At 74.0% G+C, this 22,592-nt stretch carries 10 protein-coding genes; 1 reads left to right on the top strand and 9 read right to left on the bottom strand.

The annotated features are described in order from the left end of the window. Positions 1-6: 6 nt before the first annotated feature. The 3 genes from ABZU91_RS09015 to ABZU91_RS09005 are packed head-to-tail and all read right to left on the bottom strand — an operon-like array spanning position 7 to position 16,602. Entirely contained in the window at positions 7-1,746 is a 1,740-nt protein-coding gene (locus ABZU91_RS09015) for an NAD(P)/FAD-dependent oxidoreductase (RefSeq protein WP_355236235.1), read from the bottom strand. Then, positions 1,743-8,453 (bottom strand): thioester reductase domain-containing protein, encoded by a 6,711-nt coding sequence (locus tag ABZU91_RS09010; RefSeq protein ID WP_355236232.1) that lies wholly within the window; start codon positions 8,451-8,453, stop codon positions 1,743-1,745. The genes ABZU91_RS09015 and ABZU91_RS09010 overlap by 4 nt, the downstream gene beginning before the upstream one ends. 1 nt (position 8,454) lies before the next feature. Continuing rightward, on the bottom strand, positions 8,455-16,602 hold the full coding sequence (locus tag ABZU91_RS09005; protein ID WP_355236230.1) for a beta-ketoacyl synthase N-terminal-like domain-containing protein: 8,148 nt from the start codon (positions 16,600-16,602) through the stop codon (positions 8,455-8,457). A gap of 60 nt (positions 16,603-16,662) precedes the next feature. Here ABZU91_RS09005 and ABZU91_RS09000 point away from each other — a divergent pair, with 60 nt between their 5' ends. Then, positions 16,663-17,502, top strand: coding sequence for an alpha/beta fold hydrolase (locus tag ABZU91_RS09000; RefSeq protein ID WP_355236227.1), 840 nt, complete (start codon positions 16,663-16,665; stop codon positions 17,500-17,502). Here the strand turns inward: ABZU91_RS09000 and ABZU91_RS08995 are convergent. The 6 genes from ABZU91_RS08995 to ABZU91_RS08970 are packed head-to-tail and all read right to left on the bottom strand — an operon-like array spanning position 17,423 to position 22,590. Continuing rightward, entirely contained in the window at positions 17,423-18,418 is a 996-nt protein-coding gene (locus ABZU91_RS08995) for a phosphatase PAP2 family protein (protein ID WP_355236224.1), read from the bottom strand. The two genes, ABZU91_RS09000 and ABZU91_RS08995, sit on opposite strands and share 80 nt — an antisense overlap. 20 nt (positions 18,419-18,438) lie before the next feature. Beyond that, the gene (locus ABZU91_RS08990; RefSeq protein ID WP_355236222.1) at positions 18,439-19,368 is read right to left on the bottom strand and encodes a phytanoyl-CoA dioxygenase family protein; all 930 of its coding nucleotides are present in this window, start codon (positions 19,366-19,368) and stop codon (positions 18,439-18,441) included. Positions 19,369-19,378: 10 nt separating this feature from the next. After that, complete coding sequence (locus tag ABZU91_RS08985) at positions 19,379-20,680, bottom strand: beta-ketoacyl-[acyl-carrier-protein] synthase family protein (protein ID WP_355236219.1); 1,302 nt, start codon at positions 20,678-20,680, stop codon at positions 19,379-19,381. Position 20,681: 1 nt separating this feature from the next. Continuing rightward, complete coding sequence (locus ABZU91_RS08980) at positions 20,682-21,239, bottom strand: beta-ketoacyl synthase chain length factor (RefSeq protein WP_355236216.1); 558 nt, start codon at positions 21,237-21,239, stop codon at positions 20,682-20,684. After that, positions 21,236-22,351: a beta-ketoacyl synthase N-terminal-like domain-containing protein gene (locus ABZU91_RS08975; RefSeq protein WP_355236213.1), complete on the bottom strand. Its 1,116-nt coding sequence runs from the start codon at positions 22,349-22,351 to the stop codon at positions 21,236-21,238. The genes ABZU91_RS08980 and ABZU91_RS08975 overlap by 4 nt, the downstream gene beginning before the upstream one ends. After that, a complete protein-coding gene (locus ABZU91_RS08970) occupies positions 22,348-22,590 on the bottom strand; it encodes a hypothetical protein (RefSeq protein ID WP_355236210.1) in 243 nt (80 codons plus the stop codon). The genes ABZU91_RS08975 and ABZU91_RS08970 overlap by 4 nt, the downstream gene beginning before the upstream one ends. Positions 22,591-22,592 lie beyond the last annotated feature (2 nt).

Genomic DNA, 22,592 nt, shown 5'->3' with positions numbered 1-22,592 from the left:
TCGAATTCACTTCGGCGTCGGGACGCGGAGCCGCTTACCGATCACGGGCCAGCGCGCGAGAAGGTGCTTGAGTTCCTCGCCCACGGCGAACTCGCCGGGCGAGAAGCGCTTCTTCATGAAGAGCGTCAGGCCGTCGTACGTGAGGTCGCCGACGGCCTTCGGCGCCTTCTTGCGAGCCCAGCGCAGGGTCTTGCCGATTTCGAAGAAGTTGGCGTCGGTCCACTGGTTGTCCGGGTCGGCGAGGCCCCACGCGGGCGGCACGAAGTCCGCCTCGCGCAGCAGCCGCAGCAGCTCGGCGGCCGTCTCACCGGAGTCGGCCCGTCCCTCCTGCACGGCTCGGGTCATGTCGTTGACCTGCTGCAACAGGACCATGACCGCTCCGTACGGCGAGTCCTGCGGGATGACCCGACCCCGCCACCACGGCCGCTCCAGCGGGGCCAGCACCGCCGGGTCGCGGGTGTCCAGGAAGCGGGCGTACGCCCGGTTCACCTCGAAGGTGGCGATGAACTGCCCGAGCGACCAGATCCGGAACCAGGCGTCCCACAGCCGCCAGTCACCGAACGACGTGTACGCGTTGGCGACCAGGTCGTCGTTGAAGTCCAGCAGACCCTGCTCGAACTCCTGCATGTACTCGAACCGCTCGACCGAGAAGTCGTCGTCCTCGATCGCGGACAGCAGGCGGTGCACGAGCGCGTGCATCGTCTCCAGCGAGTTCGACAGTCCCCGGGAGAACAGCGGGTCCAGGAAGCCCGCCGCATGGGAGGTCAGGCACCACCGGTAGCCGACGGTCTGCCGCGACGAGTACTGCAGCCGGCCGGTGCGGGTCCAGTCGCGCACCGACCGGGCCTCGGCGAACTGCGGCTCGATGTCCGGGTACTGCGCGATGAAGCGGCGGAACTCCTCCTCCGGGGTGCAGTCCGGAACCGGGTGGATCCGCGGATCGAGCTGCAGGCCGACGCTGCACAGGTCGTTGGTGCCCCGCAGGTGGTTGTCGAACGGGATCACCCACATCCAGCCGCCACGGAACAGGTGGTGCAGGGTGCCGTCGTGCCACGGGCTGGGGTGCCCGTACCGGGACTTGGGGGCCAACTCGTCGTACGGCCGGATACCGACCATGTGGGTGAACAGCGACCGCGACTGGTGACGGAACCGGCTCGGCTCCTCCCGCAGGCCGAACTGCTCGGCCAGCACCGAACGGAAGCCGCTGGCGTCGACGACGAACTTGGCCCGGAACTCGCCGCCGGTGTGCGCCAGCGTCGCGCCGTCGTCGTCGATCTCCACACCGGTGATCCGGACCTGCTGGCGGACCGTGGTGCCGTACTTGGCGGCGACCGTCAGCATCCAGTTGTCGATGTCCTGGCGGTAGAAGTGGCTCTCGGTGTGGGTGACCTTCGGGATCGGGAACATGTGGGTCTCGCGCGGGTTCTGGCGCTCCCCCGGCCGGTGGTAGACGAACCCGAAGTTGCGCTTGACCCCCGAGGTCGTGTTGATCTTCGATTGAACGCCCTCGAAGGTGGACAGCCACTTGATCTCGGGCACGTCGTACCGCTCGCTGACCAGCCGCATCATCATCGATGTCGCCGGGATGGTCGACTCGCCGATGGCGAACCGGGGATGGGTGGCACCGTCGACGATCAGCACCTTCGCACCGTTGCGGGCCAGGCACGCGGCCAGCATCGTGCCGGACAGGCCGGACCCGATGATCGCGACGTCGTACTCCGGCGTGCTGCGCGGATGATCAGTCATGTCGTTCGAGCTCCTTCATCAGCCGCTGTGGGAGCGGGCAGGTAGCCGGTCCGCACCATCCAGCGCAGGTAGGTGTCGAGTAGGTCGTCATCCAACGGCGGGCATCGGAGGTCGGTGTCCCGCAGTTGTTCCTCGGTGTTGCCGACGGCGTAGTGGACGGCCTCCTCGCCGCCGACCACGAACTCCTGGACCACCGGCATGACCGGGTGCAGCTCGTTCGTGCCGACGGCATAGGTCGCCTTGAGTGCCTGCCACCACTCCTCGACGGGCACGACCTCGACCGCGAAGCCGTGCCGGCGCAGCGCCCGCACCACGTCGGCGAACAGGGCCTTGTACGGGCTCACCAGGTGGTACGTGCCACCGAGGGCCGGGCCGTACCGGGAGATGTGCACCAGCGCGCTCGCCACGTAGTCGACAGGTGTCATCTCCACCTTGATGTCGATGTCCGGAGCGAGTCCGAGCTGCACGCAGCCCTTCATCACCCGAGTGGTGAAGTGGGTGGTCAGGCTCGCGCCGGTGCGGGAGTCGCCCAACACCCGGCCGGGCCGGTAGATGTCCGCCGGCACGCCACGTGCGCGGGCCAGCTCGACCAACCGCTCCGACGCCCACTTGGTCTGCACGTAGCCGGTCACCAGTCGGCCGGCCGTGGCGATGTCGTCGTCCTCACCGACGACGTCCCGGCCCGGGGCCGGCAGGCCCCAGATGCCGTACGTCGAGACGTGGTGGACCGCGGTCGGCCGGCCACGCGCGGCCAACCGCAGGATCTCCTCGGTCCCCGTGATGTTGTCGGGGCGGAGCTGGTGGTAGTTGTAGCCGAAGTGCACCCGGGCGCCGCAGTGGTAGATCCCGTCCAGGTGCTCGGACAGCTCGTCGTACCGGTCGTCGGACAGGCCGAGCCTGGGCTGCCCCAGGTCGCCCGGCAGCACCGTGATCCGGTCGACCGCCTCCGCTGGCAGCGGCAGGTAGCGCTGGATGTTGTCCAGCAGCCGCCGCAGGCCGGTCTCCTCGTCGGCGCACCGCACCAGGCACGACACCCGGGCCGCGGTCGTCTCGAGCAGGGTGTGCAGCAGATAGCCACCGACGAAGCCGGTCGCGCCGGTCAGCAGGACGTGCCGGGGGTCGCGTACCCGGGCCGGCGGATCGCCCACCACCCGGATGTCCGGCGCGAGGGTCACGTCGGCCGCGATCCACGCCGGGTCACTCGCCTGGTCAGCCGCGAGGTTGTCGCCGGCCTGGTCGGCGGTGGGCTCGTCGCCGTCGGCGGACGTGTCCACCGACCCGTCGGCCAGCAGTCCGGCGAACAGGTCCGCCCACTGTGCCGGGCTGGCGAGGGTGAGCAGGTCACCGGCGCGCACGGTGAGGCCGAGGTCCCGTCGACAGCGGCGGACCGCGTCCATGACCATGAGCGAGTCCATGCCGCTGGCCAGTACGTCGCTCTCCTCGTCGAGGGCACCCGAACCCACGCCCAGGACGTCGGTCGCCACCTCGACCGCGTACGCGCCGAGCATCGCCCGCACCCGACGCGGGTCGCGCTCGGCGCGCAGACCGGCCAACAGCGGCGCGTCACCGGCCTCGTCCGTCGCCGGTTCGTCGGCGGTGATCCCGCGCAGCATCGGCCGCTCCGTGCGGGCCTGCATGACCGGCTTGAACACCGACCAGTCCACCGCGCACACCACCCGCTGCGGGGCGTCACCAGCCGCGAGCGCGCTGAGCATCCGGATGCTCTGGTCGGCCGGCAGCGGGCGCAGCCCGGTGGCCTTCAGGAACGCCATCACCTCGGCGCCGAACAGCGCCGAGGGCAGGTCCCACGGGCCCCACGCGACGGACAGGGCCGGCAGGCCGGCGGCGTCGCGGTGCCCGGCCAGCGCGTCGAGGAACGCGTTGCCCGCCGCGTAACTGGCCAGGTGCTGCGAGCCCCAGGTCGCGGCGATCGACGAGAAGCCGATGAAGAAGTCCAGTTGGGCGTCGCGCGTGAGCTGGTGCAGCAGCCAGCCGCCGACGACCTTCGGCCGCCACACCCGCCGGTACGCCGAGGCGGTGGCCGCACGGGCGAACTCGGGCTCGGAGACACCTGCCGCGTGCACGACCCCGCGCAGCGGAAGCGGGTTGCCCGCCAGCTCGGCGAACACAGCGGTCATCGCCGCTTCGTCGACCACGTCCGCGGCGACCACGTCGACGCTGGTCCCCAACCGCTCCAGCCGACGTACGGCCGCGATCCGCCGCGCCGCCTCCCCGGTCGCGTCCGCCCAGCCGTCCCGCTCCGGCAGCGGCGTGCGGGCGAGCAGCACGAGACGACCGGCGCCGGCGCGGGCCAGCCACTCCGCGACGGCCAGGCCGATCCCACCGAAGGCTCCGGTGATCAGGTACGTGGCCTCGCCGTCGACCGGCGGCCGACGACGCAGCGCCTCGGGTGCCAGCGGTGCGGGCACCAGGCGCAGCGCGTACCGACGGTCGGCGCGCAGCGCCTGCTGGTCGTCGTAGCCATCCTCCGCGTCGGCGGGACCGCCGAGGGACGGATCACCGGTGACCAGCCCACCCGTGGTCAGCGCGGCCAGCAGCAGTCGGTCCTCGCCGGGCCGGCGGTCCGGGTCCAGGTCGAGCACGCCGCCCCACCGGTCCGGGTGCTCCAACGCCAGCACCCGACCCAGACCCCAGAGCGTGCCGGCGACCGGGGCGGCGGCGTCCGGGGCGGCGGCGTCCGGGGCGGCGGCGTCCGGGGCGGCGGCGTCCGTCGGCACCCGCATGGCAGCCCGGGTCACCAACGAGAGGCGCGCGTCGGCGCACTCCGGATCGTCGAGCATCGCGCCGAGGAGGGCGAGGATCGTCAGGTCCGCGCGCCCGGCGTACTCCTCCAGGCTCCCCGCGTCGCAGTTCGCCGACGCGGGCGCGTCGAGCCCGGTCAGGACCACCGCGAGCGAGGGGCGGCCCGGGCCGGCGGACCAGGTGGTCACCAGCTCCCGGACGGCGTCGGGATCGGGCCGGCAGTCCGGACCCTCCCCCACCACCGGCGGCGCGGCCACCGTCACCTCGGCGTCCCGCTCGCGCAGCAGCCCGGCCAGCGCGGTCACCAGCGCGGCGTCCTGACCAGCCGGGTCGGCCACCAACAGGTAGCTCCGTCCGGCCAGGTCGGCCGGCGGCTGCGGGGACGGCCCGGGCATGGGCACCCAGGTCTGTTCGTAGAGCAGGTCGGCCGGATCGTCCCACTGCGCCGGCGCGGGCACCGGCGCGACGATCACGTCCCGGGCGTAGCCGATCGGGGCGCCGTCGGCGTCGAGCAGGTCGACGGCACCGGTCACCGTGTCACCGAGCGCGCGCACGGACCCGGCGCGGACCCGCACCGCCCGTACGCCGCCCGGCGCCACGGGGCCACTGGCCGCTGCGGGCGCGCCGCCGAGCGCGCCGCAGCCGGCGATCATCGACCCGGCCTCCGGCTCCGCCACGCCGGCCACCGTGACCGCGAGACGCGCGGCGTCGAGCACCTCGTGCCAGCCCGCGCCGTCCGGCACCGAGATCTCCGGCATGGACGCCGCTTCCGGTTCGGGGTACGGGCGGTCGGCCGGCCACCGACGACGCAACAGACCGCTGGCGTGACGGATCCACGGCGCGGCCAGCGCCTCGCGTGCCGCCGTCGCACCGAGCAGCTCCCAGGCGGCCGAGCCGTCGTCCCGTGCCGTGACACTGAGGCGCAGGTGCCCACGGTCGCCGGTCGGGACGGACGCGTGGACGGTCAGATCCTCGGCGCACCGCCACACGCCACCCAGACAGTCCGCAGCGGCCCGGGTCGCCACGTCCAGCACCGCGCCCAGACCCGGCGACTCGCCGGGCAGCGCCTCGGCCGTCACCTCGTACGCCGGCACCGGTCCCGGTAGGCGGCGGCCGACGCCCGGGATGTCCCCGCCCACGACGGCGGCCCCGGTCTCCTCGCTGGCGTCCGCCGCCGGCACCGGCGCGGCCACCGGCCCGACCTCGCGGAACCAGTAGTGCGCGCCGCGCCACGGCGTCGTCGGCAGCGGTACGGCGCGCACGTCCTCGCCCTCGTGGAAGGCCCGCCAGTCCGGGCGCGAACCCCGCAGGCTCACGGTGCCGACCGCGCCCAGCACCTCGCGCAGGTCCTCGCCGCCCCGCCGCAGCGTCGGCACGAACGCGCACTCCGGCTCACCGGCGAGAGAACGCGCGGCGAGAGCCGTCAGCACCGGCGCCGGACCGAGTTCCACGAAGGTGCGGACGCCCGCCTCGTGCAACGCGCGTACCCCGTCGCGGAAGCGGACCGCGCCGGCCGCGTGCCGCAGCCAGTAGTCCGGGCCGACCTCGTCGTCACCCCACAGCCGTCCGGTGACGTTGGACGCCAGCGGAATGCGCGGCGGGTGGAACGACAACCCGGCCAGCACCGCGCGGAAGGGCTCCAGCATGGGCCGGATCAGCGGCGAGTGGAACGCGTGCGACACGCTCAGCCGCCGGGTGCGCACACCGTCGGTCGCCAGCCGCTCCAGGACGGTGCCCAGGTGTGCGGCGATCCCCGAGATGGTGACGTCGGTAGGCCCGTTGACCGCCGCGACGGCGACCGTGTCCGCGTACCCGTCGATCGCCGCGACGGCGACCTCCTCGGTGCAGCCGACGGCGGCCATCGCGCCACCCGACGGCAGCTCGGCCATCAGCCGCGACCGCGCGGTCACCAGGGTCGCGGCGGCGGGCAGGTCCAGCACGCCGGCGACGCAGGCGGCGACCAGCTCACCGATGCTGTGGCCGCCCACCGCCGACGGCCGCAGGCCCCAGGAGAGCCACATCTGGGCCAGCGCGTACTCGACCGCGAACAGCGCCGGCTGGGTGTACCGGGTGTCGTCGAGCGGAGTCGCGCCGTCGGCCCACAACACGTCCGCCAGGGGCCGGGGCAACCCGGTGTCGAAGAGCGCGGCGACCTCGTCGAACGCGGAGCGGAAGGCGGCGTTCCCGAGCAGTCCCCGGGCCATGCCCTGGTACTGGGCGCCCTGGCCGGTGAACAGCCAGGCGACCTTGCGATCGCGGCGGCGGGGCAGCGCGGCGACCGTCAGCCCGCGCGGTTGGCGGCCCTGGGCGTACGCCGACAGGACGTCCGCCAGTTCGTCGGTGTCCGCCGCGGTCACCGCGAGACCGTGGGTCTGGACCGCGCGGCCGACGTGCGTCGTGTAGCAGGCGTCGCCGAGGGACGGGGCGTGGGGACCGCGCAGCCACCGCGCGTGCCGGTCGGCCATCTCGCGCAGCGCCTCCTCCGTGCGCGCGGAGGCCAGGAACAGCCCGTACGGCTGCGGTGCGGCGGTGCGGTCGGCACCGACCGGCGGTGCCGCGAGCACGACGTGCGCGTTGGTTCCGCTGGCGCCGAAGCTGCTCACTCCCCCGGTGCGCGGGTGACCCCGGTCCGGCCAGGGCGTGCACGCGACAGGCACGCGCACGTGCAGACCGGACCAGTCCAGGTTGGGGTTCGGCTCGCTCAGGTGCAGGTGCGGCGGGATCTCACCGTGCGACATGGCCAGGACGACCTTGAACAGGCCGGCGATGCCGGCGGCCGGCTCCAGGTGCCCGATGTTCGTCTTGACCGAGCCCACCAGCAGCGGGTCGTCGGAGCGGCGGTGCCGGCCGATGACGGCTTCCAGCGAGCGCAGCTCGATGGGGTCACCGAGCGAGGTGCCCGTCCCGTGCGCCTCGACGTAGTCCACGCCGTCCGGCCCGACGCCGGCCTGGGTCATGGCCGCGCCGACGACGTCCTGCTGGGCGAGCGGGTTCGGCACGGTGAGGCCGCTGGAACGACCGTCGTGGTTGACAGCCGAGCCACGGACGACGGCGACGATCGGGTCGTTGTCGGCCAGCGCGGCGGACAGCCGCTTGAGCACCACGACACCCGCGCCCTCCCCACGGGCGTACCCGTCGGCCGACGCGTCGAACGTCCTGCACCGTCCGTCGGCGGACAGCCCACGGAACTTGCTCATCATGACGAAGCCGTACGGGGACAGCAGCAGGTTCACCCCGCCCGCCAGGGCCAGGTCGCACTCCCGCAGCCGCAGCGCCTGGCACGCCTCGTGCAGGGCGACCAGTGACGACGAGCAGGAGGTGTCGACGACCTTGCTCGGCCCTCGCAACCCGAGCAGGTACGAGATGCGGCCGGCCAGGAAGCTGGGCTCGCCGGTGAGCTGGTAGAAGTCCACGTCGTTGATGTCGCCGACGGCCTGCCGGGCGCGTACGTAGTCGGTCGTGCTCAGCCCGAAGTAGACGCCGGTGCGCGAGCCGTCGAGCCGGTCGGGCGCGTAGCCGGCACGCTCCAGCCCCTCCCAGCAGATCTCCAGCGCGATGCGGTGCTGTGGGTCCATGCCCAAGGCCTCGCGTGGGGAGATGCCGAACGCCTCCGGCTCGAACCGGTCGACCTGGTCCAGGAAGGCGCCCCGGATCGTGTACGCCTTGCCCGGCTCCTCCGGGTCCGGATGGTGGTACGCGCGAGCGTCGGCGCGCTCCGGCGGAAACTCGGAGGTCGTGTCCACCCCGTTGCGCAGCAGCGTCCAGAACTCCTCCGGCGAGTGCGCCCCGCCGGGAAAGCGGCAGGCCATCCCGACGATGGCGATCGGCTCGTCGAGCCACCCGTCCCGGCTGTCGGCCAGACGACGGCGCAGATCCTCGATGGTGCGCAGCGCGTCGGCCATCAGCCGTCGGCTGTCCGGGGTACGCGGAGCGGTCGTCGTCATCTCAGCCTCCCTCCGCGAGCGCGGCCGACAGCCGCGCGATCAGCTCGTCCTCGGGCATCGCCGCCAGGTCGTCGTCGGCCTCGTCCAGCGCGCCGGACACCGTGGTGGTCGGCGCGCCATCGGCCGGACTGGCGACCGGGTCGAGCACCGTCAGCAGGTGATCGGTGAGGGCCGCCGCGTTGGGAAACTCGAACGTGAGCGTCGCCGGCAGGTCGACCCCCAGCGCGCGTTCGAGCCAGCCGCGCAGGCTCAGCGACATCACCGAGTCCATGCCGAGGTCGAAGAAGCCCTGGTGGGCCAGGACGTCCACGCCGGACGTCTCACCCAGCACCTCGGCCACCGCGTCGAGCACCGCTTCCAGCAGGTGCTCGGCCCGCCGATCGGCCGGCAGCGCCAGCACGACGGCGGCCAGTGGCGCGTCGGGCGTCCCGCCCTCCGGCGTTCCGCCGTCATCCGCCGCGGGCTCGACGCCGATCTCGGCGAGGAACGCGCGGTCGGCCCGCTCCCGACACACCCGCGCATACCGCGGAGCGTCCACGTCCGCCACCGTGACCCGGGTCAGGCCCGCCCGGAGCGCCACCTCGAAGGCCTCGCCCACGTCCGCGCCGGCCAGCGGTCGTAGGCCGCTGTCCACCATCACCATCCGGTCCCGGCGGGACAACTCGGCGGGGTCGTCGACGGGCATGAAGCGGACCACCTGCACGGGCCGACCGGCCCGCTCCCGGGCGGTGGTCACCGCGTCGACCGCGCCCTCTGCCGCGGCCCGCGCGACCATCCCGGCGGCTCCCCAGACCGCGGCCGCCGCGCCGGTCACGCAGAACAGCGGCGGCGCGAGGTCACGGGTCGCCAGATCCAGCCGGTGTACGACGTCGGCCCAGCCCAGCGCCCTCGACACCGCGTCCTCGTCGAGGGTGTCGATCGGGGCCGCCGACGCGGGCGACCCGACGATCAGCACGCCGCCGAGCGGGGCACCCAGCGCCTCCGGTGTCAGGTCGGCCGCGACCTCCGCCGCCGTACGGTCCGCCGCCGTCAGGTCGATGTGTCGCACCTCCACGCCGGACGCCGTCAGCTCGCCGAGCCGGACGTCCCCGGGGGACGCGATGTCGGACGGCATGGCGTCCGCGACGATCAGCCGGCGCAGGCCACGGCGCACGAGCACGTCGACGAACGGCCGGCTGGCCGGGCGCAGGGCGTCGGTCACCAGGTACCAGGCGTCCGGGTCGCAGTCGAAGTCGGACAGCGCCACGGGCAGTGGGTCCGCCGTCGACAGCCGGGAGGCATACCAGATCCCGTCGCGCAGGCACACCTCGTCCTCGGCCGGCTCGGTGCGGGGCGCGCGCGATGCCGTGAGCGCGCCGGCCAGTCCGGCAGCGTTGCCGGGAGTCCAGCCGGCGTCCGCCTGGCCGGGCTCGCCGTCCGCGTCGCGCGGGCCGGTGCCGAGCACCCGCGGGTCGACGTCGACCAGTCCGCCCCACCCCGGTGCCGCCTCCATCGCGAGCACCCGCCCGGCCGTCCAGACCGCGGCCTGCGCCGGATCGACCTCGCCGTCGCCGGTCGGCTGGTACGCCCCGGCCGTGACGACGCGCAGCCTGCCGGGTGCCGCGTCGAGCCCGTTGCGAAGGTGACGGGCCGCCCGCACCAGACGCGCGACCAGGACCTCGCCCGACACACTGCCGGGTGCGGCCGCCGCGACCAGCACGATTCCGTGGTCCGGCGGAACATCGGTCCACGGCGCGTCAACCTCCGGTACGCCGTCGGTCGGCGTGCCCGCCCGGTCGTCGTCGCGGGCCGAGCCGACGGACGAGGGCCGCCAGGTCGCCTCGACGCCCGCGAGCCGCAGGCCGTCGACCACCCGCAGTCCCGTCTCGACGGACGCGTTCGTGAGTGGCACGACGAGCCACCGTCCGGTCGCCTCCGCGCGGGGCGCGGGGACGCGGCGCCAGCGGACCGCGAACGTACGCGCCGCCCAGCGGTCCCGGACGTCGTCGGACAGCGCGCGACCGACGGCGCCTCGGGACTGCACCTCGGGCACGACACTCGCGGCGACGGCGGTCGAGACCACGGTGGCGGCCGCACCGGTCGTGACGGCCACGGTCGCGGGGGCCGGCCGCTCCGCGACGGGTGCCGAGCCGTGCACCTGGTCCGGCGTGTCCGCCCAGTGCCGGCGTCGCTGCCACGGGTAGCGCGGCAGCACCGCCCGGTACGGGCGGCGGCCGAACAGCGTCTCCCAGTGGATGCCGACCCCGCCCACGTGCAGTTGGGCGACGACGTCCAGGAAGCCGTCGGGGCGGCCCAGGTCCGTCCCGACCGCCACGAGATCCGTCTCCCGTCCTGCCGCGACGGTCGCGGCGTCCGGCCCGGCGTCGACCGCGAGCAGCACCCGCTCCCCCGCCGCCACGAGTGGCCCGGCCAGCGCGTCCCAGTCGGGGGCCGGTGAGCGCAGGGCCAACGGGTGCGTACCGGGAACCGGCCCGCCCGTCGACGCCAGCCACAGCACGGGGGTCGCCGGCAGGTCGGCGGGCGTCGCCACGGTGACCGTCGCGCCGTCGAGGGCCGCACGGACCGCCCGCGCCCGGTCCAGCGCACCAGCCGCACACGCCGCCGCCACCTCACCGACGCCCCGGCCGACGACCACGTCGGGCCGCAGCCCGTACGCCTCCCAGACGGCGGTCAGGGCGAGTTGGACGGCCAGCACTGCGACGGGCTCGCCGCGCTCCGCGCCACCGGCGACCAGTGCCGCTCGCACGAGACCACCGTCGTCGAGCGCGTCCACCGTGTCCCCGAACGCGGGCTCGTCACGCTCCAGGGCACGCCAGTCCACCGTCACACGGTCGCCGTACACCAGCACCAGGCGCTCGGCCGCACCGGAGGCCACGCCCTGGTGCGCGCCGTCGTCACCGGACAGCCCGGCGGTGAGCGCGGCGGGCCCACGGCCGACCACCGCGAACCGGTGCTCCAGGTGAGCCCGGCGGGCCGCCGCGGCGTAGCAGATGTCGGCGAGGTCGGCGCTGGCCGAGGCGGAGAGCGCCCGGACGAAGCCGTCGCGCGCGACGGCGAGGGCGCCGTCCCCGGCGGCCGACAGCACCAGCAGGTGTGCGCGGCTGGAGACGATCGCGCCGGCCCTCGACGCCGCACCGCCGCCCGACGTGAGGTGTGCGGCACCGTCCTGCGGCGACGACGCCGGTGCGGACGGCCCGCTCAGGACCACGTGGGCGTTGGTACCGGTGAAACCGAACGCGCTCACCCCGGCGACCCGGGACCGTCCACCGGTGGCCGGCCATGCCGTGGTGGACGTGGTGATCCGGACCGGCAACCGCGCCCAGTCCACCTGGCCCGTGGGCTGGGAGACGTGCAGGTGCGCGGGCAGCTCGCCGTGTCGCAGCGCCAGCGCGGTCTTGATCAGCCCGGCGATACCGGCGGCCGCCTCCAGGTGACCGATGTTGGTCTTGACGGACCCCACCAGCAGCGGCCGGTCCGGCTGACGCCCGCCGCCGAGCGCACGGGCGATCGCCCGCACCTCCACGGCGTCGCCGAGGACCGTCCCGGTGCCGTGCGCCTCCAGGTAGTCCACGTCCGACGCGGGGACGCCGCCCACCGCGAGCGCCGCCCGGATCAACTCCTCCTGGGCCTCGCCGCCGGGCACGGTCAGCCCGCCGCTCGCACCGTTGTGGTTGACCGCGCTGCCGCGGATCACCGCGTAGACCCGGTCGCCGTCACGCTCGGCCTGCGCGAGTGTCTTGAGCACCACCACGCCGGCGCCCTCACCGCGCCCGTAGCCGTCGGCGCTGGCGTCGAAGGTCTTGCAACGCCCGTCGGGCGACAGTGCGCCCGCCGCCGACATAGCCAGGTGCACGGTGGGCCGCACCATCACGTTGACCCCACCGGCGAGCGCGATGTCGGCCTCGCCCGCGCGCAGGCTCTGCACGGCCAGGTGCACCGCGACCAACGAGGACGAGCACGCCGTGTCGATCGCCAGGCTCGGGCCGCGCACGTCCAGGAAGTACGACAACCGGCCGGCCGTCCCGCTGAAGGAGTTGCCCGTGCCGTAGTAGAGGTCCACGTCCCGGGCGCGCCGGGTGAGCAACTGCTGGTAGTCGGTGGTGTTCATGCCGACGTACACGCCGACGCGGGCGGAGCGCCGGTGTTCGAGCGTGACCCCGGCGTCCTCGAGCGCCTCCCAGGCCACCTCGAGGAAGAGGCGCTGCTGCGGGTCCATGGCCCGGGCCTCACGGGCCGAGATCCGGAAGAACGCGTTGTCGAACAGGTCGATCCGGTCCAGGAAGCCGCCACGGCGGGTGACCACCGTGCCGGGTGCCCCGGGCCCCGCGCCGAGCAGCGCCTCCGCGTCCCACCGGTCCGCCGGGACGTCGCCGGTGGCGTCGACGCCGTCGCACAACAGCCGCCAGAACTGTTCCGGGCCGTCGGCCTGCGGCAGCCGGCAACCGATGCCCACGATCGCCACGGGCTCTGCCGGCCCACGCGGGGTCGACGCGGCCGCTCCGGACGGCCGCGACACGACCGACGTAGTCGTACCCGACGTGCCACGCCCGAGCACGCTGGCAGCCGGCGCGATCGCGTCACGGCTCGGTAGCGGTGCGGGCTGGAGGGTCGGCCCTGCCATGAGGAGTGACCCGGTCTGACGCAGCGGCTCGACTGCGCGCGAGGGCTCGGCCTGACGCGGGGGCTCGGTCGGAAGGGCCTCGGTGAGGAGGTGGTCGGCGAGTGCGTCGATGGTCGGGTGCTCGATGCCGACGGCGGCACCGAGGACGGTCCCCAGCTCCCGTTCGAGCCGACTGACGAGCGAGACCAGGGCGAGCGAGTCCATCCCCAGTTCGAAGAACCCACGCCCGCGCGCCAGACGTCGGCCGGGCTCATAGCCGAGAGCCTCGGCGGCCGCGTCGTTGACCAGGGCCGCGATCCGCTCCCGTTCCCACGCCGTGCCGGCGCGGGTGCCGGAGCCGTTGGTGGCGTCACGGCCGCCGACACCGACCCCGCCACCAACGTCGCCGCCACCGACACCCGCGCCTGCCGCACCAGCGCCGTCGCCCGTCGCGCCGCTGGCCGTCCCACCATTGGCCGTCCCACCATTGGCCGTCGCGCCGCTGGCCGTCCCACCATTGGCCGTCCCACCATTGGCCGTCGCGCCATTGGCCGTCGCGCCGATGTCCGTCGCGCCGCGGGTGTCCGCGCCGGTCGTACCCGCGCCGTTGGTCTCGGCGCCGTTGGTCTCGGCGCCGTTGGCTCCCGCACCGGTGCCGAGTCCGTCGCCGAGGGCTCTGCCGTCCCGGCCACCGCCGCCGTTACTCGCCGATGCCGCCGGCACTCCGACCCCGGCCAGTGTCTGAACGACGGTGCCGTCCGGAGCGATGAGGCGTACCTCGGCTCGCAGCTCGCCCAGGGCCACGCCGGCGAGGGCATGCTCGGACCCGGCATGCTCCGGGGAACCCGCTCGCACCGTCTCCGGCGACGCCGGGACGACGGACGCCGCAGTCGGGACCGCCGGGCTCGGCAGCCAGTACCGCTCGCCGCTCAGCCGGACCGGTGGCAGCGGACTGTACCGCCGACCTTCGCCGTGCACCGCAGCCCAGTCCACCGCGACACCGGCGGTGTACGCCTCGGCGAGCGCTCGTGTCAGGGTCTGCACCGGCGGTCGCCCCCGCACCAGGCTGCCGATCGCCGCGCCCCGGCGGGACCGGGCCGCGAGTGACGCCGTCAGCGGCCCGGTGAGGACCGGGTGTGGGCCCAGCTCCAGGAAGACCGCCGGCCGCCGGGACAGCAGCCGGTCGATCGCCGGCCAGAACAGCACGGGCTCACGCACGTTGCGGCCCCAGTAGGCCGGCCCGAACTCTGCTACGACACCGGTCGGGTCGACGCTGGACAGCATCGGCACCCGCGGCGCGGTCCATGGCAACCCGTCGAGTTGGCGCTCCAGCTCGTCGCCGTACGCGGAGACCGCCGGGCTGTGGAACGCGTAGTCGCCGGCCAACGGCACGCACCGCGCTCCGGCGGAGGTCAGCTCGGCGAGGAGGCGGTCCAGGGCGGCGGCCGGGCCGGCGACGACGACCGAGCGCGGCCCGTTGACCGTGGCGATCACGACCTCGGCGTGCCGTTCGAGGGCGGCGGCGACCTCGTCGGCGGACAGCGCGACGGCGGCCATCCGCCCGCTGCCGGAGGCGGGCTGCAACAGCTCCCCGCGCAGCACGATGACCCGCAGCGCGTCCTCCAGCGACAGCGCGCCGGCGGCGCAGGCCGCGGCGACCTCGCCCATGCTGTGGCCGACCACCGAGTCCGGCGGAACGCCCCACCGCGCCCAGAGCCGGGAGAGCCCGATCTGGATCGCGAAGATCGCCGGCTGGGCGAACCGGGTGTCGGACAGCCGGCTGCCCGTACGGCGGCCCAGTTCCTCCAGCAGCGACCACCCGGCGATCCGCCGCGTCACCGCGTCGCACTCGTCGAGCGTGGCCCGCATGGTCGGGTCGGCGCGGTAGAGGTCGAGGCCCATTCCCGGGTACTGCGAGCCCTGGCCGGAGAACACCTGCACCACGTACGCCGGCCCGTCGTGCAGCAGCTCACCGCTGACCGTGCTGGCGGACCTCTCACCACGCTGGTGACCGGTCAACGCACCGCGCAGGTCGGCGGCCGTAGCGCCGGTCACGGCGAGCCGGTGCGTGTGGTGGCTGCGCCGGGTGCCGGTGCTGAACAGCAGGTCGCCGAGCTGGTCGGGCTCTGCCGTCGCGGAGTCGTCGAGCAGCTCCGCGTGCCGCGTGACCTGGTCCGCCAGTGCCGACTCGGTGGGACCGGACAGCACCAGCACCGGCCAGGACACGGGTGCCGGGGTCGGGGCCGGGCGGTCCTGTTCGGGTGCCGCGAGCACGACGTGGACGTTGCTGCCGGACAGGCCGAACGCGCTGACGCCGGTCAGGCGGTGCGGGGTGTCCGGCAGCGTCGTACGGGTGGTGGGGACCGCCAGCCCGGAGCCGGACCAGCCGAACCGGGGCGTCGGCTGGGCCAGCTTGATCTGCGGCGGCACCACGCCGGTACGCGCGACGAGAAGCCCCTTGAGCAGGCCGAGGATGCCGGCGGCGGAGTCGAGGTGGCCGAAGTTGGCCTTGTGTGAGCCGATGAGCAGCGGGCGTTCCGGTGCACGCTTCGGACCGAAGACCGCCGCCAGCGCGCTGAGCTCGATCGGGTCGCCCAGCGGTGTGCCGGTGCTGTGTGCCTCGACGTACCCGACGTCCGCGGGCGCCACGTCGGCATCGCGGAGCGCGGCGCGCAGCAGCTGCTCCTGGGCGACGGCGTTCGGCGCGGTCAGGCCGGCGCTGCGGCCGTCGTGGTTGGTCGCGCTTCCCTTGATGACGCCCCAGATCCGGTCGCCGTCGGCGATGGCGTCGGCGTACCTCTTGAGGACGACCACGGCCCCGCCCTCGCCGCGTACCACGCCGTCGGCGGCCGCGTCGAACGGGCGGCAGAGCCCCTGCGGCGAGAGCGCCTGGATGTGCCGCATGTAGAGGGTCAGCTCCGGACCCACCATCAGGTTCACACCGCCGGCCAGCGCGGTGTCGCAGTCGCCGGCCGCCAGGGCGCGCGCCGCGAGGTGCACCGCCAACAGCGAGGACGCGCAGGCGGCGGTCAGGGTCATGCACGGCCCGTTCAGGCCGAACGTGTACGCCACGCGCCCCGAACCGAAGCTGAACTCCTTGCCGCTGGCGTAGTGCGCTCCCACGTGGTCGACACCGAGGGTGCGGGCGTGCAGGACGGCGTAGTCCATGGCCAGGATGCCGAAGTAGACCCCGGTGTTGCTGCCGGACCAGGTCGGCAACGGCACGCCGCTGTGCTCCATGGCCCGCCACGCGAGGGTGAGGAGGAGGCGCTGTTGCGGGTCCATCTCGCGCGCCTCGCGCGGCGAGACACCGAAGAACTCCGCGTCGAACAGGTCGATGTCGGGCAGAAACCCGCCGACGCCGACCGTGTCGAGCGAGGCCGCGCCGGGCCGCCCGGCCGGCACGCGGCCGGTGACGTCGCGGCCCTCTTCCAGGACGCGCCACAGCGAGTCGAGGTCGTCCACGCCGCCGGGGAACCGGCAACCGACGCCCACCACCGCGATGTCGGTGACGCCTGCCCTGGAGGCTGGGCGACGGTCGCGGCGCATCCCCACGGCACCCCCCACGCGCATCCGCCTTGGTGAACCACGGCGGCCATTCCCCGCCTGATGATTTCCCTGTACGTTGAAGTACATCGGACGAGAAGCGAGATGTCAATGCTGATAGATCACGTCCCGTCGGACGAAAAAGCTCTGGAGAACGGCAGTTCAGCTCCGTCGTCCCTGACCGTGTTCGGCTTCCCGGCCGCAGGCGGCTCGGCAGCGCATTTCACCAGGTGGAGGCGATGGCTTCCGGCCGGAGTGACTGTCGAGCCGGTGGAGCTGCCCGGGCACGGCACCCGCCGGCAGGAGCCGGCGATCGACGAGTGGCCCCGGTTGGTGGCCACGACGTGCGACATGTTGCGCGACCGGGTGTCCGGTCCGTACGCCCTGGCCGGGCACAGCTTCGGCGCGCTGCTGGCGTACGAGGTCGCGGCGACGCTGCCCCGCACCGGCCCGGGCCCGGCGTTGTTGATCGCCGCGGGGCGTAACGGGCCCGCCGCCGGTCTCGCCCACCGCCCCCTGCACGCGTTGGACGACGACCGTCTGATCGAGTCGCTGCGACGTCTCGGCGGCACCCCGGCCGACGTCCTCGCCGAACCGGCGCTGATGCGGCTCGCCCTGCCGGTGCTGCGGACCGACCTGCGGCTGGCGGAGACCTACGCCCGCCCGCCCCGGCCGGCGTTGACGTGCCCGATCGCCACCGTGGTGGGCCGGCACGACCGGATGGCCGACGCGGCGGGCGCACTGGCCTGGCAGCAGGAGACGGTCGACCGCTTCGACCTGACCGTTGTCGACGGGGGGCACTTCATCCTCGACCATCCGCAGGTCATCGCGGCGGTGACGGCGCGAACGACCGAGCTGCTCCGTCCGGCGAGTCGGTCCGGGGCCGGTACCACCAGCGGTTGACCCGTCCCGCCACCACCACTGCCAGCAGTGCGAGGGCCGTCCCGGCCAGCAGGTCGACGGCGTAGTGCTTGCGCAGGTACAGCGTGGACAGCACCAACCCCAGGCCGATCGGCAGGTACCACCAGAACAGCCGACGGGCGTCGCGCCACAGGTACACCATCAGCACCACCGTCATGGCGGTGTGCAGGCTCGGAAAGAGATCCCGCGCCGGGCCCTGGACCGCGGTGATCGCGTCCAGCGCGCCACCGATCGACCCCTCCTGACCGGGAAGCGGGTCGGCGTACGTGTCGGTCTGGTAGATGTGCGGACCGACCCCGGGCACCAGCACGTAGCCGGAGTAGCCGACGACCGCCGTGATGGAGATCGCGAGCGCGAAGTCGTGGTATTCGCGCAGGCGGCCCCGCAGGTACGAGGAGATGGCCCACGCCGCCTGGGACAGGCCGTAGCTCAGGTAGCAGAACGCCATGAACAACGTCAGCGCGGGTGAGCCGAGGGTGTCGTTGAGCCAACGGCTCACGTCGGTGCCGAAGACGGCCCGGTCGAACTCGATCAACGCCGGGTCGACGAGTGGGAAGTCGAGCTCCGGGGTGACGACGCGCAGGCTCGAATAGATCACCACGCAGGACAGGAACGGCACCGCCGTCCTGGCCACCCCACCGACGGTCCTGACCAGCCTGGCCGCGCCGCTCGCCCGCACCGGGACGCCCGACGCGGCGTTGCGCCGCCGCCTCGACAGCGCGAGCCCGGCGATCAGCGCGCCGACCAGCACGGCCGACGCGGCGAGCAGCGCCCACGAGAGCGCGCCGGTGAGCAGGGCGAGCCCGGCGACGAGCGTGAGGGCCACCGCGAACAGGCACTCCTCCGGCCAGAGCAGTGGGTCACGCCGGCCATCGCCCCGGTCCCGTGCGACTGCCACGGGCCGGGGCGTGCCAACGGTCATGCCGTCTCGCCGGGAGCGGACGACGACCGCCACAGCACCGGGCAGAACTGCGGGTCGCTGTAGTCGGGCAGACCCGCCTCGTCACGACGCACCAGGGAATCGTGGTTGTAGACGACGAGGTCGCCGTCGGAACGGTGGAACCGCCGGTACTGGTTGTCGCCGTCCTGCAGGTGCAGCGAGATGGCCCGTCGGGGAGCTGAGCTGCGGTTGGCACCGCTGCCGTGGTAGGTGCGGCAGTGGTGGAAGCTCATGTGTCCCTTGGGGATGTGCATGGGGATCTTGTTGACCTGAGCGCCGTTGAACTCGGCGTTGCTGACGAGCAGATCCTCCAGCTCGGAACGGTCCCGCTCGGCGAAGTGCTTGGTGGTCTTGTCGTCGCCGCCGATCTCCTTCCAGGTGTTGCTGCCGTCGACCATCGTGATCGTGCCCATCTCCTCGGTGCACTCGTGCATCGGGATGAACGCGGTCAGCATCCGCTCGGACGTGCAGGTCTGCCAGTAGTGACGGTCGAAGTGCCAGGGCACGATGTTGGTCGGCTCACCGGGGCTCGGCGGCTTGAGGATCAGCGTGCTCTGGAACACCCGGATCTCGGCCGCCTCCGCCAGCCGGGCCGCCACCGCCCCGATGATCGGCTTACGCAGGATCGCGGCGACCTCGTCGCTCTCGTAGTGCACGTAGTCGTTGTGCCGCTGCACGTCGCCGTGCTCCGGCTCCCAGTAGGCCAGCTTCGCCGGCCGCCGGGGCAACCGCCGGTCACGGTGACCCGCGTAGAACCGCTCGCTGGCCTCGACGAGCGTGTCCACCTCGTCGTCGGTGAGCAGCTTCTGGCTGAGGTACCAGCCCCGCTCGGCGTACGACCGGACATCCTCGTCGGTGGGCAGCGCGGCCCGCTCCGCGTCGGTCAGCGTGAATTCCGTCGTTGTCATCGCGCTCCTCTCATGGTTGATCCCTTGTGGTGACCGCCCCCGCGTCCGCCCCCCGGGCCCGCGCCGTCGACGGCGGGCCGAACATCAGGCTGACGTTGTGTCCGCCGAACGCGAAGGAGTTGGACAGCACCGCGCGGGGCCGGACCGCTCGCGCCTGACCCCGCACGTGGTCGAGGTCGCAGGCCGGGTCCGGCTCGTCCAGGTTGTGAGTCGGCGGCAGCATGCCGTGGGTGATCGTGAGGGCGGTCGCCGCCGCCTCCACGGCTCCGGCGCTGCCCAGCAGGTGTCCGGTCACACCCTTGGTGGAGCTGACCGCGGGAGCGTGCGCGCCGAAGGCGCTGTGCACGGCCCGGCTCTCGGCGACATCGCCCAGCTTGGTGCTCGTACCGTGCGCGTTGATGTAGTCGACGTCGGTGGGCGCGACGCCGGAGTCGGCGACCGCCCGGCGCATGCTCTGCGCGGCGCCGACACCGTCCGCGCGCGGTGACGTGGGGTGGTGGGCGTCCGTGGTGGCACCCCACCCGATGATGTCGGCGTAGCCGGCCGCCCCTCGCGCGTCCGCGTGCTCGGCGCGCTCGACGACCATGATCCCGGCGCCCTCGCCGAGCACGAAGCCGTTGCGACGCCGGTCGAACGGGCGACTCGCCTGCGTCGGGTCGGACCAGCCGGTGGCGAGCGCCCGTGCGTTGGCGAAACCGGCGGTGCCGGTCGGCCCGAGCGGCGACTCGGCGCCACCACACACGACCACGTCCGCGTCGCCGGCCCGGATCAGCCGCAGCGCTTCCGCCACCGCGTGGGCACCGGCCGCGCAGGCGGTGGCGATGCAGGAGCTGTAGCCCTGGATGCCGTACCGGATGGCGATGCGGGCGGCCGCCATGTTGGGGAGGAAACCCGGATAGAGGTACGCGCTGACGGCGGTACGGCCGCGCGCCTCCCGTGCCTTCGCCTGGGCCTCGTAGGTGGTGAGGCCGCCCGCGCCGCTGGAGACGACCACGGCGACCCGAAATGGGTCGACGTCGCGGCCGACCTCCAGCCCGGCGTCGCGCATCGCGTCGTCGGCGGCGGCCAGTGCCATGATCAGGAATCGGTCGGCGACCAGCACCTCGTTGCGCGGGAGCACGGTGGTGGGGTCGATGTCCGGAGCGATCCCGACCGCCTCCGTGGCAGCGGCCGCGCCGTGCCCCTCGGGTGGGCGCACCAGCCCGGAGCGCCCGTTGCAGATCGCCGCGAAGAAGTCCTCCACGCCCCGCCCGACGGGCGTCACCAGCCCCATGCCGGTGATGGTGGCCGAGGGTCGGGTCGATCCGGTCATGTCAACCGCCTTGTCCGCCGCCGGTCGGCGGCCTGGTCGTCTCGTGGTCCGGCGTCAACAGCAGGGCCGTCGCGCCGGAGGGCTTGGCCGGGTCGGCGTCGTGCTCGACGACGATCACCAGCGCCTCGGCGGCGTCCCCGTCGGCGAACAGGCCCTCGGCCACCGCCCGACCCTCGCCGAAGGGATCGCCGGCCGGACTCAGGCACACGACCGGGCCGGTCAGGGCCCATTCGGTGGCGACGTGCCCCAGGACCGAATTCGGCACCGACTGGAAGAAGTACATCGGCGACACCCGGCGGCCCCCGTCCACCTCCGCGACGATGGCCGCCGCGGTGGCCTGGTCGGCGTAGGCGCTGACCAGCACGACGGCGGTCGGCCCGGCGGGCCCGGCGCCCATGCGTCGCTGTAGGCAGCGACCGACGACGGCCACGACGAGCGGGGGGAACGGCGAGGCGACGAAGCCGCGGATCGCGGGTGGCCGGCCGACGTCGCCGGGCTCGGGCCACGCCGCGCGGGCAAGCTCGCGGATCGCGCCGGGCGCGGTGTCGAGGCCGCTCACACCGTCTCCAACACCAGCGCGGTGTTCGCGCCGCCGAAGGCGAGGTTGCAGCTCAGGGCGTACCGGCCCGCCAGCGGAGCGGGCTCACGCACCACCCGTACCGGGCACTGCGGGTCAGGCTCCCGGAAGCCGGCGTTGACGGGCAGCCGGCCGGCGTCGAGAGCCAGCGCGGTGACCGCGAACTCCAGCAGGCCGGACGCCTCCAGGGCGTGGCCGTGGACGGACTTGGTCGAGCTGACCGCCACCGACGCCGCCGCCGCGCCGAGGCCGACGCGCAGCGCGCTGCTCTCGGCGGCGTCGGCACGTGTCGTGCCGGTGCCGTTGGCGTTGACGTACGCCACCTCCTCCGGAGTCACCCCGGCCCGGGCCAGGGCGGCCCGGATGGCCGACCCCATTCCGGCCCCGCCCGGGTCGGGTTGGCAGACGTGGTAGGCGTCGCCGGCCCGGGCCCAGCCGGCCAGCCGGGACCGCACCCGGGCGCCCCGCCCCTGGGCGCTGGCCGCCGACTCCAGCACCACGGCGACGATCGCGTCGCCCAGCAGCATCCCGCGCCGACCGTTGCTGAACGGCCGCACGGCGCCGTCGTCGGCCAGGGCCCGTCCGGCGTCGAACAGGCCCTGGTGGTCGGCGTCGACGAGGAAGCCCCCGGCGACCACGGCGCGATCGCACCGACCCCGGGCGATCATCGAGGCGGCCTCGGCCAACGCGGTGCTACCCGCCACGCAGGCCGACGTGTAGACCCGTGCGACGCCGGAGAGCCCGCAGCGCCGGGCCACGGTGGCGGCCAGTTCGGCCGGCCCGTTGCCCGACCCGCCCGAGCGGGCCACCGTCGTGCCCGTGCCGGTGGCGAAGAACAGCGGGCACTCGGCACGGCGGTACGCCAACCCCGCGTCGTCGCAGGCAGCCGTCACGATGGCGACCAGCTCGGTGCCCAGGTCGCCGGTGTCGGCAAGCGTCGCCGCCGCTCGGACCCGGCTACGGCCGGGGTCGAAGCGACGGACCTCGCTGAAGGCGGGCTCGCCGGCCAACACCGCCGCCAGCAGCGGTGCCGGGCCACGGCCGTGAGCCGTCAGCAGGCCCAGGCCGGTGACCACGACAGTCGAACCGGTCACTCCGGCTCCGCCGCCGTCAGGGTGAGGCGGTCGAGGATCTCCGCCGCACCGGTCACCGTGGACATGGTCGCCAACTCGTCGTCGTCGAGGTCGAGGTCGAGGCCGTAGCGCCGCTCTATCTCGTAGACCAGCCGGGCGAGCTCCAGCGAGTCGATCCGCTCACGCGAGGCGTCGACCGTCCGGTAGCCCACGTCGGCGAGGATCGACAGGATCTCGTCGCGGCGATCGCTGCCGCCCACCG

Origin of the sequence: Micromonospora sp. NPDC005174 (assembly GCF_040608495.1) — a bacterium.
In the GTDB taxonomy this organism is placed as follows: domain Bacteria; phylum Actinomycetota; class Actinomycetes; order Mycobacteriales; family Micromonosporaceae; genus Micromonospora.
Note: the sequence above shows the minus strand (reverse complement) of the source record. Positions and strands in the feature narration are given on the sequence as shown.

Excerpts from the sequence above, each read along its gene's own strand:
- ABZU91_RS08985 (WP_355236219.1), bottom strand. The coding sequence starts at position 20,680 with ATGACCGGATCGACCCGACCCTCGGCCACCATCACCGGCATGGGGCTG.
- ABZU91_RS09005 (WP_355236230.1), bottom strand. The coding sequence starts at position 16,602 with ATGCGCCGCGACCGTCGCCCAGCCTCCAGGGCAGGCGTCACCGACATC.
- ABZU91_RS08990 (WP_355236222.1), bottom strand. The coding sequence starts at position 19,368 with ATGACAACGACGGAATTCACGCTGACCGACGCGGAGCGGGCCGCGCTG.
- ABZU91_RS09015 (WP_355236235.1), bottom strand. The coding sequence starts at position 1,746 with ATGACTGATCATCCGCGCAGCACGCCGGAGTACGACGTCGCGATCATC.
- ABZU91_RS09010 (WP_355236232.1), bottom strand. The coding sequence starts at position 8,453 with ATGACGACGACCGCTCCGCGTACCCCGGACAGCCGACGGCTGATGGCC.
- ABZU91_RS09000 (WP_355236227.1), top strand. The coding sequence starts at position 16,663 with ATGATTTCCCTGTACGTTGAAGTACATCGGACGAGAAGCGAGATGTCA.